Origin of the sequence: Flavobacterium cauense R2A-7, assembly GCF_000498475.1 — a bacterium.
Classification (GTDB): domain Bacteria; phylum Bacteroidota; class Bacteroidia; order Flavobacteriales; family Flavobacteriaceae; genus Flavobacterium; species Flavobacterium cauense.
In genome coordinates, this window is the sequence record NZ_AVBI01000018.1 from 92,853 (window position 1) to 106,662 (window position 13,810).

General features: G+C 39.4%; 12 protein-coding genes and 2 tRNA genes. 5 read left to right on the forward strand and 9 right to left on the reverse strand.

The window, feature by feature from the left end; translation table 11 throughout:
• The first annotated feature begins 33 nt into the window (after positions 1-33).
• The 3 genes from FCR2A7T_RS09795 (at position 34) to FCR2A7T_RS15025 (ending at position 2,956) form a co-directional block, all read left to right on the forward strand.
• Positions 34-642 (forward strand): recombinase family protein, encoded by a 609-nt coding sequence (locus tag FCR2A7T_RS09795; RefSeq protein ID WP_023571126.1) that lies wholly within the window; start codon positions 34-36, stop codon positions 640-642.
• Positions 643-1,084: 442 nt separating this feature from the next.
• Positions 1,085-1,408, forward strand: coding sequence for a recombinase family protein (locus tag FCR2A7T_RS09800; RefSeq protein ID WP_035118145.1), 324 nt, complete (start codon positions 1,085-1,087; stop codon positions 1,406-1,408).
• Between the two features lie 6 nt (positions 1,409-1,414).
• Positions 1,415-2,956, forward strand: a complete 1,542-nt coding sequence (locus FCR2A7T_RS15025) for a recombinase family protein (RefSeq protein ID WP_081709385.1) — start codon at positions 1,415-1,417, stop codon at positions 2,954-2,956.
• Here FCR2A7T_RS15025 and FCR2A7T_RS09810 read toward each other — a convergent pair.
• From FCR2A7T_RS09810 to FCR2A7T_RS09825, 4 genes are all read right to left on the reverse strand, one after another.
• A tRNA-Asn gene (locus tag FCR2A7T_RS09810) sits at positions 2,922-2,995 on the reverse strand. The two genes, FCR2A7T_RS15025 and FCR2A7T_RS09810, sit on opposite strands and share 35 nt — an antisense overlap.
• A 71-nt stretch (positions 2,996-3,066) precedes the next feature.
• Positions 3,067-3,140: transfer RNA gene (locus FCR2A7T_RS09815), tRNA-Asn, on the reverse strand.
• Positions 3,141-3,212: 72 nt separating this feature from the next.
• The gene (locus tag FCR2A7T_RS14805) at positions 3,213-4,805 is read right to left on the reverse strand and encodes a site-2 protease family protein (RefSeq protein WP_023571129.1); all 1,593 of its coding nucleotides are present in this window, start codon (positions 4,803-4,805) and stop codon (positions 3,213-3,215) included.
• A 76-nt stretch (positions 4,806-4,881) separates the two neighbouring features.
• Positions 4,882-6,807, reverse strand: coding sequence for a M1 family aminopeptidase (locus tag FCR2A7T_RS09825; protein ID WP_023571130.1), 1,926 nt, complete (start codon positions 6,805-6,807; stop codon positions 4,882-4,884).
• 168 nt (positions 6,808-6,975) lie between these two features.
• On the opposite strand from FCR2A7T_RS09825, the gene serS reads away from it, so the two are divergent.
• Positions 6,976-8,247: a serine--tRNA ligase gene (gene serS, locus FCR2A7T_RS09830; protein WP_023571131.1), complete on the forward strand. Its 1,272-nt coding sequence runs from the start codon at positions 6,976-6,978 to the stop codon at positions 8,245-8,247.
• 99 nt (positions 8,248-8,346) lie between these two features.
• Complete coding sequence (locus FCR2A7T_RS09835) at positions 8,347-8,832, forward strand: hypothetical protein (protein WP_023571132.1); 486 nt, start codon at positions 8,347-8,349, stop codon at positions 8,830-8,832.
• A 49-nt stretch (positions 8,833-8,881) separates the two neighbouring features.
• Here FCR2A7T_RS09835 and radA read toward each other — a convergent pair whose 3' ends face one another.
• From radA to panC, 5 genes are read right to left on the reverse strand one after another with little or no spacing between them, the layout of a single operon-like run.
• Positions 8,882-10,243 (reverse strand): DNA repair protein RadA, encoded by a 1,362-nt coding sequence (radA, locus tag FCR2A7T_RS09840; protein ID WP_035118150.1) that lies wholly within the window; start codon positions 10,241-10,243, stop codon positions 8,882-8,884.
• On the reverse strand, positions 10,243-11,496 hold the full coding sequence (locus FCR2A7T_RS09845; protein ID WP_023571134.1) for an alpha/beta hydrolase: 1,254 nt from the start codon (positions 11,494-11,496) through the stop codon (positions 10,243-10,245). Before FCR2A7T_RS09845 ends, radA begins: the two co-directional genes overlap by 1 nt.
• Positions 11,497-11,542: 46 nt before the next feature.
• On the reverse strand, positions 11,543-12,505 hold the full coding sequence (locus FCR2A7T_RS09850) for a lysylphosphatidylglycerol synthase transmembrane domain-containing protein (RefSeq protein WP_023571135.1): 963 nt from the start codon (positions 12,503-12,505) through the stop codon (positions 11,543-11,545).
• A 2-nt stretch (positions 12,506-12,507) separates the two neighbouring features.
• A complete protein-coding gene (gene panD, locus FCR2A7T_RS09855) occupies positions 12,508-12,858 on the reverse strand; it encodes an aspartate 1-decarboxylase (protein ID WP_023571136.1) in 351 nt (116 codons plus the stop codon).
• A gap of 14 nt (positions 12,859-12,872) precedes the next feature.
• Positions 12,873-13,721, reverse strand: a complete 849-nt coding sequence (panC, locus tag FCR2A7T_RS09860) for a pantoate--beta-alanine ligase (protein ID WP_023571137.1) — start codon at positions 13,719-13,721, stop codon at positions 12,873-12,875.
• Between the last annotated feature and the right edge of the window lie 89 nt (positions 13,722-13,810).

A 13,810-nucleotide genomic window follows, 5' to 3' on the forward strand; every position in this document is an offset into this window, starting at 1 on the left:
CACTACATTTGTCATGTAATCAAAATATAAGCCATGGCAAAAGTAAAATACGTTAGAGTTTCTACAACAGAACAAAACACAGGTCGTCAAGAAACAAACTCCAAAGAATTTTCAAAAGTTTATATTGATAAGGTTTCGGGTTCTGTTAAGTTTTCGGAACGTAAAGAAGCAAGTAAACTGATTTCAGATATTGAAAGCGGGATTATTAAAGAAATACACATAAATTCCATAGATAGATTAGGGAGGTCAATTATTGACATTTTGACAATGATTGAGTTTTTCAATGAAAAATCAGTAAAAGTTTTTGTTGAAAATATTGGAATGTATTCGCTTATTGATGGAAAACCTAACCCAAGTTTCAAAATGATTGTATCGGTACTTGGCAACGTTGCGGAAATGGAGCGTAATAATATGCTAGAGCGACAAAAGCAGGGAATCGAGTTGGCAAAAGCTAAAGGAACGTATAAAGGGCGTTTATACGGAACAAGAATGAATGACGATGAAGTTCTAGTTAAATATAAAGCTGTTGTTAAAGAACTCAAAAATGGCGAATCACTCCGAAGAGCTGCTAAAATAGGAAGTTGTTCGCTTGGGACAGCTCAGAAAATACAAAGAATATTACAGGAAAAAGAAGTGGCATAAAACCACTTTTTTTCTTTTTTCACTGATAGCCAGTATTTTGTGAAAGTAAAAACTTGCAACTTGTTTCTTTAATTAGTATCTTTGCTTATATTGGATTAATTACTGGATGTAATAATCTTTTTTACTTCAACTGAAGTAATTTCTTTCAAGAGGAAAGGTACTCCTCACATATCAAAATCACATAATTAAAAAATTACCGAGTAAACCTGGGCTGGAATTTCTATGCCTAAATTTTAGGTGTTAATTTTTGTGATGAGAATCATCTCCCGACATGAAAAAATGAGAAAGTCGGATGGGGTACAATGTTAACGAATAGTGAGTGCAAGAAAATTTTAAACAAAAATGAAAATTTATACAATGACGAAGAAGTGGAGTTGTTAAAAGAAACGCTTTACAGATTGGTTGAAATAACAGAAAAAAGTAAAACTAAAAAATAAGAAATATGAAGAACGCAGTAATTTATACAAGAGTAAGTACAGACGAACAAAGCAATACAAGTTTAACTCTTCGTAACCAAGAAGAGGAATTAAGAAAACATTGTGAATCAAAAGGTTTTAATGTGGTAGGTCATTTTCAAGATGATTGTTCAGCGAAAACTTTTAATAGACCAGAATGGAGAAAATTAGAAGAATTTGTGAAAAATAGTGAAAATGTTGGTTTGATTCTTATTACAAATTGGGATAGGTTTAGTAGAGATGTCAATCAAGGATATAAAATCATTAGTCAGATGTCAAACAGAGGCATTGAAATAAAATCAATAAAATAAGAAAACATGAAGAACGTAATAATTTATACAAGAGTAAGTACAGATGAGCAAGCTGAAAAAGGTTTTAGTTTAGGGCATCAAGAAGAGTCATTAAGAAGATATTGTGAGTTAAAAGGTTATAATGTAGTAAGTCATTTTCAGGATGATTTTTCAGCAAAAACTTTTGATAGACCTGAATGGAAAAACCTTGAGAAATTTGTAAAAAACAATAAAAATGTTGACTTAATACTTTTTACAAAGTGGGATAGGTTTAGCAGAAATGCCAACCAAGCGCATTTGGTTATTCGTCAAATGTCTAACAATGGTATTGAAGTCAATTCGATGGAGCAACCATTGGATTTAAGTAATCCTGATAACAAGGTTATGTTAGCAATGTATCTGATATTGCCTGAAGTTGAAAATGATAAAATCTCACTTAGGACAATTGATGGTATGAGGAGAGCTATGAAGGAAGGGTGTTTTCTCAATAGAATACCTTATGGTTTTGACAGAGCAAGAATCGATAAGAAAGCTACGTTAACTCGTAATTCAGATGCGTTGATTGTGGAGAAAGCATTTAAAGAAGTTGTCAAAGGGATTGAGCCAGTTGAAACAATCAGAAAAAGATTAAAAAATGATTATGGTTGTAAATTAGGAAAACAACAATTTTACAATATGCTTAAAAATGTAGTCTACAAAGGCTACATTCTAATAAAAGAATACAAAAAAGAAGAAGAGCAAATGGTTATTGGTATACATAAGCCAATTGTTTCGGAACAGCTTTTTGATAAGGTACAAGAAGTGTTAACTGGACGAAAGCGTAATGCTAAACTTCCATCAGTTGACAATGAAGAATTTCCTCTGAGAAAAAATATTGTTTGTCCAGTTTGTGGAAAACAAATAACAGGGAGTAAAAGTAAAGGTAATGGTGGTTACTATTTCTATTATCATTGTTCCTCAAAATGCAAAGTAAGGTATAGACGAGATGAAGTTCATTTTGTCATAAAGGATATGCTAAGTCAAATTGCAATTAATCCAAACCTTAAAAACTTATTTAAAGCCGTTTTGGAGGATTATATTAATTCGAACAATAAAGAAGATATGATAAGGCTAAACAAGTTAGAAATCGAGCTAAAAACCATTGAAAGCATGATTGAAAAAGCGGAAGATAAGCTTGTGAATGATGAATTCACCAAGCAGCAGTTTGATAATGCAGTAAACAGATACAATGCAAGGAAGAAAGAGTGTGAAAATAGTATTTTAGATTTAATGACGAAAAAGGACGAATCTAAAAAATATGTCAATAAATCGTTGGATTTGATTTGCAATTTAGAAAATGTGTTCAACCGCTTATCTGGTGAGGCTCAAGCGAGTTTTTTAAGGGTGATTTACCCTGAAAATTTGGTTATCGAAAATGGAAGTTTTCGAACCAATTCTGAGAACAAAGTAATTGAGCTTTTAACCCGTAAACAAAGGGATTCCGAAAGTATGGAAATGAAAAAAGCCACTCCGAAGAATGGCTTTTCCAATTTAGCTCCCCCTCTTGGGCTCGAACCAAGGACCCTCTGATTAACAGTCAGATGCTCTAACCAACTGAGCTAAGGAGGAAACTGTATTTTTATGTATAGAACGTTTTAAAGATATAAAAAGCCACTCTTGCGAATGGCTTTTGTTTTTTGCTCCCCCTCTTGGGCTCGAACCAAGGACCCTCTGATTAACAGTCAGATGCTCTAACCAACTGAGCTAAGGAGGAAGGTGTGTTACCTTTAATGCGGTGCAAATATAAGCTGAAATTTTATACTCGCAAATAAAAATTTAAAAAATTTTATAAAAGTTTGTCGACGATTAGCTGATAAATGTCCTTTCCGAAGGTTAATGCCATTAAGGTCAGTAAGATAATCATTCCGGCGGTTTGCACGTGACCCATCGCTTTTTCACTTAAAGTTTTACCGGTAACCATTTCGGCAATGGTAAATAAGGCATGTCCGCCGTCTAATCCCGGAATCGGCAGCAGGTTCATGAACGCCAAACCAATAGAGAATAAGGCGGTGAAATTCCAGATAAATTCCCAATTCCAGCTGTCCGGTAAAGCACGGGCAATACCCACAGGGCTTTTTACGTGTTTGTATGCTTCGGTTTTTGGGCGTAAGATCAGTTTGAATTGTTTTACATTGTAAACCAATAATTGCCATGATTCTTTTACTGCTTCGCTAAAGGCATTTCCAAGACTTAACTTGTTGTTGATTTCGTAGCTTGGTTGTTTTTTCGATTGCAATCCGAAGCCCAATTTGCCGTTTTTGTTGACATGCGCTTTCAGTGCCATCGCTTTAGCTTCTCTCAATACGTTTAATGTTACGTCTTTATCGGCTTGTTTTTTTAATTCGGTTTTGAATTCGAAAAACTGCTTGAAGGTTTGATTGTTAAAGCCTAAAAGCACATCATTTTTCTGTAAGCCTGCTTTTTCTGCTTCAGAACCGGAGGACACTTCGTTAACGTAGGAATCGCTCATTTCTAAAGAAGGCCCGAAAAATATGGTGTCGCCAAATCCTATTTTACCGTCTTTATCAACCGCTACAGCAATTGTGGTGGGAACATTATTTCTTATGATGTTGAGTTGAACGGTTTTGTTTTTGTGGTTTTTCAGTTCGTCTGATAATTCGTCGAAATAGGTAAACGACTTACTTTCAACACCTGTTAAAATATCTCCGGCGGTAAAAACAGCCGTTTTGTTTTTAACCGGTGTTACGCTGTCAATGATAACTTGCGATAATAAGTTTCGGGCACCAACGAAATCTCTTCCTTCTTTGCCTAAAATTTCTGCTTTATTGGCATCGGTTAAAACCAACGTTTTCTTTTCGCCGTTTCTTTCGATTTCGATGTTATCGCCTAAAAGGGCATCTAAAACCATACGATTGAATCGTGGTTGGTGAACGCCGTCTACGGAGAGGATTTTGTCGCCGTTTCGGAAACCAACGTTAATTCCGGTTTCGCCGAAAGAAAGTCCGTTCTCCTGAAGTTTTTCTGTGGAAACGTATTTTTGACCGTAGGTAGTGTATACCACGGTGTAAATGAACCATGCCAGTAAGATGTTTACAATAATTCCGCCTAACATGATGATTAGACGTTGCCAGGCCGGCTTGGATCGGAATTCCCAAGGCTGTGGTTCCTGTTTCATCTGTTCCATGTCCATACTCTCATCGACCATTCCGGATAACTTTACATAGCCTCCGATGGGTAGCCATCCGATGCCCCATTCGGTATCACCTATTTTTTTCTTCAGTAAAGCGAAGCCGGCATCCATAAACAGATAGAATTTTTCGACTCTTACTTTGAACATTCTGGCCGTGATGTAATGACCGAATTCGTGAAGAATTACCAATACAGATAATATGAAGAGGATTTGACCTAATTGTATCATTTTGAACAGTGAATTTTATTATAAACGACAAAAGTAAGGTTTTCACCTTACTTTTTATCATGTTATTTCGGTTTGCCTATTTTTTTATAAAATTTTTATGAATTACCCCTTCCGAGGTTGTAATCTTTACAATATGAAGCCCATTTGACAAAAGGTTTACGTTAAATTCGGTTTGATTTTCCGTCGCAACCAATTGCCCTAGCGTATTGTAAACTTCAGCCTTTTCCAATTGAATATTTGTTGGCAACTGAATTGTGATACGGTCATTGGCCGGATTCGGATACAGGCTGATGATCTGATCCAATTCAAAGGAAGCGTTTCCTAAATTGGCAGTGCTGTTTTTAGAGATTATGTGTTTGTTCGGGTCGAAAAGAATTCCGGTTGGGGTAAACGGAGCCGTTACGGTAAATTGTTGTCCGTTTGTAGTGTTGTCTAAAACCACATCGTAAGTAAGTCCTCCTGCACCGGTAATGCGAATGGGTACCGGAACCTCAAAAAACGGAACGGAAACGTGCGAACTGGTTTGATTAATTGTAATCCTAACCTGATTGCCTCCTAATGTTTGTGCGTTAATCGTATAGGTTGGAAAACCCTGCATATAGACCCAGTCGTTAAAAAATTCGGTCAGGTTCACTCCTGAAACCGCTTCCATGTGGGCTTTAAACTGTGGGGTTGTGGCATAACCATACGCTAGTGCGGGGTCGTTCAGATAATTTCTTAGTCCTTGAAAAAAGTTTGTGTCTCCTAACTTATGACGCAGCATATGGGTTACCATGGATCCTTTATCATAGGATAAACGAGAGCTGAAAATAGTGTTTACATTCAAGGCCTGAGCGTCGGTCAGGTATAAGTTTCCTCCATTTTGGGAGGTAATATTGTTGATTTTTCCGTTTTTCCAAAGTACAAAGTTGGGTGCGCCATCAAAGTTTTCGACTACTATGCCCGACATGTATTCGGTAATTCCTTCGTTAAGCCAAATGTCTTTCCAGGTGCCGCAGGTCACTTTGTCGCCAAACCATTGATGTGCCATTTCGTGGGCAATCAGGCTTCTGCTGAAGTTGTACATAAAGGAAACCGTAGTGTGTTCCATTCCGCCACCCCAGCCAAATTGGGCATGTCCGTATTTTTCATTTCGGAACGGATAGGGGCCAATTAGTGATTCATATAAATTCAGAATCAACGGAGTCTGGTCTATTTGGGTTCTTGTTGAAGCCGTGTTGTTTTCGGCATAAATATAATTTACCACAGGGTAAAAAGGACTGGCTACGGTCCCTAAACCTGCCTGTTGGTTGTAAATCTGATAATTGGTTACGGCCATGCAAATCAGGTAGGCTGGAATCGGGTAGCCGTGATGAAAATGCGTGGTTTTGTTACCGCCGTTAATTACTTGTGACTGCTCCAAACCGTTAGAAACACTCACGTAAGTTGACGGAGCGGTAATGTATACATCAATACTGTCTACTTTGTCGTTTAAGTCCTGCTTACACGGCCACCAGTCTCTCGCTCCAAAAGGTTCCGAAAGGGTGAATAAAACAGGGGTGCCACTGTGAGTACTTGTGGTAAAAGCCTGTTCTCCGGTTGCCGGTTCGCCGGAATAGGTTATTTTTACCGAAGTGGAATTTCCGGTGGTTAATGTAGTAGGAAGGGTAATTACAAGTTCATTGTTGGTGTTTTGTATAAAACTAAGATTGGTTGCGCCTTGGGTTACACTGCTTACGGTTAACTGGTTGGTTAAGTCAAATGTTACCGATGTCATATCGGATAAGGCTGTGAAATTTGTGGTTACAACCCCCGAGATGTTATATACTGCTGGATCTACGGTAAATTCCAACTTGTGATAAGTAACATTATAGTTTTGGGTGTTTGGGTTGACTCTGAAATTCATCGTTTTTGAAGCTGATTTCATTTCTGCTTCAATCATGCGATGGTACTCTTCGTCGTGAGTCTGTGAAAAACCGGTATAGGTTGCGAGTAATGCAAAAAGTAGGGCAAACTTTTTCATAATCTTTAAAAATTTTCCCAAATGTAATAATTATTTTAACATAGAATATTTTTTTAAGTGTTTTTATAACAATTCGGTTTTGTGTGTTTTAGGGCAAACAAGTTTGTTTTTTACTACAGATGTAATCAAACAATTCCTTAAATTTGCTCACTTTAAAAAATATAACGTATGTTACAGATCGCTTTTATCAGAGAAAACCAGGAAAAAGTCATTCAGGCATTGGCAAAACGAAATTTGGATGCCAAAGACATGATTGAAACCGTTGTGGCATTGGACGAAAAACGCCGTGCAACCCAAGTGGAATTGGATACTATTTTAGCGGAATCGAACAAGTTGTCGAAAGACATTGGCGAACTGATGAAAAGTGGTGAAAAAGCCAAAGCCGAAATTTTAAAGGAAAAATCAACCCAATTGCGTGAGAAAGGAAAGGAACTTACGGAAGCCTTAAATGTGGTTTCGGAAGAACTTACACAGGAATTATACAAATTGCCAAATACTCCGGCCGATATCGTTCCGCAGGGAAAATCTGCCGATGATAACGTGAACGTTTTTCAGGAAGGCGATATTCCGGTTCTGCACGAAGGAGCATTGCCGCATTGGGATCTGATTAAGAAATACGATATCATTGATTTCGAATTGGGTACGAAAATCACCGCACCGGGTTTCCCTGTTTATAAAGGAAAAGGAGCAAAATTACAACGTGCCTTAATTTCTTATTTTTTAGATAAAAACACCGATGCCGGGTATCAGGAATTCCAGGTGCCGCATTTGGTTAACGAAGCTTCAGGGTACGGAACCGGGCAGTTGCCGGACAAAGAAGGACAGATGTATCACGATGCCAAAGACGATTTGTACCTGATTCCAACCGCAGAAGTTCCGGTAACAAATATCTACAGAGATGTAATTTTACAGGAAAGTGAATTGCCTGTTATGGCAACGGGTTATACACCTTGTTTCCGAAGAGAAGCGGGTTCTTGGGGAGCACACGTGCGCGGATTGAACCGTTTACATCAGTTTGATAAAGTGGAAATCGTGCGTATTGAACACCCGGATAAATCGCATGAAGCGTTAGACGGTATGGTGGAACACGTGAAAGACATCATGCGTGAATTAGGTTTGCCGTTCCGTATTTTGCGTTTGTGTGGTGGTGATATGGGATTTGCATCTGCATTAACCTATGATTTCGAAGTATTCTCTACGGCTCAGGACCGTTGGTTGGAAATTTCTTCGGTATCGAATTTCGAAACCTTCCAGGCCAACCGATTGAAATTGCGTTTTAAAGGAAAAGACGGGAAAACCCAATTGGCACATACCCTAAACGGAAGTTCCCTGGCGTTACCACGTGTATTGGCCGGAATTCTGGAAAATTACCAAACACCGGAAGGAATCGTTATTCCGGAAGTGTTGCGTAAATACACCGGGTTCGATATTATTAATTAATTGAAACCATTATATATAAAAGCAGACTGTACGGTCTGCTTTTTTTATACTAAAAAAGGTTGTTTTACGTTTCCCTAAAATAATTTTAAAATCTTTTTTATGCGATTATTTATACTTTTTTGTTTTGTGGCATTTTCCAATTTTATGGTGGCGCAGCACAAGGCGATGACTTTTAACGAGGCAAAATTGCAGGGAAATGCGCCGGAAAAACTGGATACCTTATACAAAGGAGCTATTCATACGGAAACCATTCCGGGCGTTTTTAAAACAGAAGCAGAGCAGGAACAATTGATTGTGGCTTACACACAATTATTGCAGGATTTAGGAGCTTTTCTAAAGAAAAACAATTTTGTATGGGAACATCCTACCCGTTGTTTTAACCGGATTTACATCAACAAAAACGGTACGATCGACTATTTCCTGTACAACTTCTACGTGAATAAAGAAAAACCCGAAACCAACCTGTCGGAGGCTAAAATTGCGGAGTTTGACCGATTGCTGAATGCATTTGTGAAAGATTATCGTTTTTCGGTTACGGCGAATGAGAATTTTGCGCAATGCAGTCCGGTAACGTATAGGAATTAATAAAAAGAGCAGGTTAATAATTAATACCTGCTCTTTTTATTTGAATGTTTTACCCAAACAATTCGCCAACCACATCCTCGATTTTTGCAACCATTCTGATGTCAATCAACGTGTTTTTGAGCGCAATCTTATTGTATTTGGATACGAATATTGTTGAGAATCCTAATTTTTCCGCTTCTTGTATGCGTTGTTCCACGCGGTTTACGGGACGGATTTCTCCCGAAAGGCCCACTTCTCCTGCAAAACAGTAATTCTTGCCTACCGAAATATCTTCATTGGAAGATAAAATCGCAGCGACTACAGCCAAATCAATCGCCGGATCGTCTACGGAAATGCCTCCGGTAACATTTAAAAAAACATCTTTGGAGCCCAAATGAAAACCGGCTCGTTTTTCCAATACGGCTAAAATCATGTTCAGGCGTTTGGCGTTGTATCCTGTGGTGCTGCGTTGCGGTGTGCCGTAAACAGCAGTAGAAACCAAAGCCTGTATCTCGATCATTAACGGACGCATGCCTTCTAAAGTAGACGCAATTGCGGTTCCGGAAAGTTCTTCGTCTTTGTGTGAAATCAGAATTTCGGACGGATTCGTTACTTCCCGTAAACCGGAGCCTTGCATTTCGTAAATACCCAGTTCGGCTGTAGAACCGAAACGGTTTTTGAGGGAGCGCAGGATTCTGTACACGTGATTGCGGTCGCCTTCAAACTGTAAAACAGTGTCGACCATGTGTTCGAGAATCTTCGGACCGGCAATGTTGCCATCCTTGGTAATGTGTCCGATTAAAATTACCGGCACATTGGTTTCTTTGGCATATTTAATCAGCTCGGCCGTGCATTCACGGATTTGTGAAATGCTGCCGGGTGACGATTCGATATAGTCCGTATGCAGGGTTTGAATGGAGTCGATAATCACGATTTCGGGTTCCATTTCTTCAATCTGACGGAAGATGTTCTGGGTTTTGGTTTCGGTTAAAATATAACAATTGTCACCGTTGGGTGTAATCCGTTCGGCACGCATTTTTATCTGTTTCTGACTTTCCTCTCCTGAAACATATAACGTTTTATAAGGCAGTTGTAACGAAATCTGTAGCAAAAGCGTACTTTTTCCAATTCCGGGTTCGCCCCCTAAAAGCGTTAACGAACCCGGAACCAATCCGCCGCCCAAAACCCGGTTCAGCTCACCGTCAGTGGTGTCTAACCGGATTTCTTCGGCCGAATCAATTTCGTTTATTTTTAAGGGTTTTGCCGCTTTTTTTACCAAAGAAGTTTCGGTTTTCCAAGCGGTTTTTTCCTCTTTCTGTATGACTTCTTCAACAATGGTATTCCATTCTTTGCAGGCGTTGCATTGGCCTTGCCATTTGGCAAACTGAGTGCCGCAACTCTGACAAAAAAAGGCAGTTTTTATTTTAGACATTATTGTGGTTTCGGTTCTTCTTTTGGAGTTTCGGCAGGCGTTTCAGCAGGCGTTTCCACTGGTGCTTCCTCGGTTTCTTCTCTGTTTTTCTTGTTGCGCTCTTTTCCTTTTTTCAACTGTCCTTTAATGGCGTCGGCGCGTTCCAGCATCATGTCTTTGGTAAGGTCGCGAATTGGTGTCAACCCGAAAGCACTCATAAAGGCTTTTTGCGCTTTGGCCGGTTCGCCGGTGTTGTCGTAAAACATCGCTTTGTGGTATTCGCTCAACATCGTTTTAGGATAGTTTTTCTTTGCCAATTCCGAAAGTGTCATGAAATCCTCGTAATTTTTGTTTTTCATAATTGCCGCTTCAATGGCTTTGAAATCCGTTAAACGAATTTTAGGCATGAATCCTAATTTCTTTTGGATGTTGGTGTATTTATCTACAAGATACTGGGTGTGACCTTTGTCTAATTTCGCCAGTTTTTCCTGAAATTCATTCATGGAAATCGGTTGATAACCATCGAAAATAGCTGAAATTGCATTGTTGATGGCATTCGGTACCAATGAATAATGAGAGGTGTTTTTAAAATCATCGAAACCGGATTTAACAAAATCGGATTTAATCGCTTTAATGCCATCGTCTAAGAGTTTGATACGATCGTGCATCGGTTTCAGGTCGCCATCGGCAGTAGCCAGATAAAAGAAAATCGGTTTTTGGGCAATTTTAAGACGATCTGGGATTCTGGTTTCCATTTCGGCAGGCAATTCCGGGCTCAAACACAAATAAGCATTGAAAACCGGGTTGTCTTTGTACAGGTACGCATTTAAAAAACCGGCAGTCAGGTCGTGACCGGCAATCAAACGGTACGGGGCAACACGGTATTTTTTCTCTATATAAGGTAATAATTCAATTCCGATGAATTCGAAGAATTTCGCACCTTGCTCTGCCGGAAGACCGTTTTCGTCAAATTGCGAATCGTATTCGCGTTCGTTGGCTTTGTTTTGGTTGATTCCCACGATGATTACTTCCGGAAGATCGTCCCAATACGCGCCGTATTTCATGGTTCCCATTACAGGATCCAATAAGTATTCGCTGTCCAGAACCACAAAAACCGGATACTTTTTGTCTTTTGCCGATTCATACGAAGGAGGAAGGATGATGCTGATGTCTCGCACAGCGCCTAATTTTTGAGATTCAAAGGGTTCGTCAATGCGTTGTGCAAAAACAGAACTGGATATAAATGCAAGTAACAGAAGTAATTTCGATGTCATAATTTACTTAATTAAGCTGTTGAAAATAGAACAGCAATATAGTAAATTATTTTTTGCGATTGAGTATCGGTAAAAGTAAAAAAGCAAGTCCGCCTAAAAGTACGACCAAAGCGGTTTGCGAAGTCCATAAAATCCAACCGAAAGTAGTTCCTGCGGTTTCAGGAATATTGTATAATACTAAAATTTGAGCAATCATTAACGGGAATGCGCCAAAGCCACCGTTAGTGAATGTTACCGCCAAACTGCCTACCACAAAAGCGGTTACGATAACCCCAAAACCAATACCGCTGGTTTCCGGTAGTGCAAAAACGGCGGTGTAAAAAGTGAGGACATAGGAAATCCAAATTACAGCGGTATGTGCTAAAAACGGAACGCGGTTGGGCATTTTGAACGTACTCAGTAATCCTTCGATTAATCCTGAGATTTTTTCTTTGATGAATAAAATCGGTTTCCAGGAGGAGTAAATAAAGAGCAAAACCACAACGATAAAGCCAAACAATCCGATAAAACCAAGGTACATCAGTTTTTCCACCGGTATGGTGGCGGTAAGGAACGATTTTAACTGGTCGAATTGTAAAATCAGTGCGGTTAAGATGAATCCGATTAGGATAAACAGGTCGATTACCCTTTCGGCAATAATGGTTCCGAATGCTTTGTCGAAAGGAATGTCGTTGTATTTTTTCAGCACCAAAGCGCGGGATACTTCCCCCGAGCGCGGTACGGTGTAATTCATCAGGTATCCGATGCAAACGGCTGAAAAATTATTCCGGAATTGCGAAAAATAGCCCATGTGTTCCAGGCTATAGCGCCATCGGTAGCCCCTTGAAGCCAGACTGATGATGGAGAAAACGGAAGAAATAGCAATAAAACCGTAATTGGCATTTTGAAAATAGCCTTTCATTTCCGCCAGCTGTTGGTCGGTGAACTTATTGTAGGTGTAAAAAACCAAAAAAACTCCCAACAAAAGTGGGAGTCCGATGCTTAATGCTTTTTTGATTTTTTCGTTCAAAACTATTTCAGTGAATTGTCGTGTTCGTTAGGGAAAACCAATGCGGGTTTGAAGTTTTTCGCTTCTTCGCAAGTTAGGATTCCGTAAGCAATAATGATGATAATGTCACCTTTATGAACTTTTCGAGCTGCCGGCCCGTTCAGGGTGATTTCGCCACTGTTTCGGGGTCCGGTAATAGCATACGTTTCCAATCGTTCCCCATTATTAAGGTTTACGATGGAGACTTTTTCGCCTTCATAAATGTTGGAAGCTTCCATTAAAGCTTCGTCAATGGTAATACTACCGATGTAGTTTAAATCGGCTCCAGTCACCTTAACGCGGTGAATCTTGGATTTAACAACGTGAATTTGCATGGTGCAAAGTTATATCAATTTAGTGAAATATTATCTATTAATCTGATGTTGTTTATGAAAATTGCGATGAACCCGCGGTATTTTTTGCTTTTGCTTTTTCTGATGCAGGACAATAGCGTTGCTTCGTCGGCAATTTCAAAATATTCCAATTGAAAATTCGGATGTTTTTTGAAGGTGTTTTCTACAAAAGCAATCACTTCTTTTGCCGAATGATTTTCGAATTTCGATTTGGCTTCCTTTAAGGTTTTGTAGATAAGGGCAGCTTCGTTTCGTGCGTCGGCGGAAAGGCGTTCGTTTCGGGAACTCATCGCCAGCCCGTTGGCTTCGCGGTGAATCGGACAACCGTGAATCGTTACCGTAAGATTGTGTTTCTGAACCATTTTTTTTACAATCTGCAACTGCTGAAAGTCTTTTTCTCCAAAATAGGCATTGGTGGGCTGAACGATTTCAAACAGTTTTTTTACGATAGTGCCCACGCCGTCGAAATGGCCGGGACGGTGAGCGCCCTCCATCTGGAATTCCAGTCCGTCGTAATCGAATGCGGTGGATTTGGTGTTGCCTTCGTAAATATCTTCTACTGAGGGAGCATACACGATTATGTCTTTGGAAACGGTTTTGATTTTTTCTACATCGCGTTCCAGGGTCCGCGGGTAATTGGTTAGGTCTTCGGCATTGTTAAATTGCGTCGGATTTACAAAAATACTCACCACCGTAATCGCGTTGTTTTTTATGGATTCTTTCAGGAGCGACAGGTGTCCCTGGTGCAAAGCGCCCATGGTGGGTACAAAGCCGATTTTGGTTTTTTGGGTACGTATGGCGGCCAAATGTGCCGTTAAATCAGACTTTTTATTGAAGATGAACATTTTCTTCGGGTTTAAATTGACTGCAAACTTACTATTTTGTTAAATAACTGCATAAATTTTTGTAATTTTGCCTGTTTTTTGTACCCAAT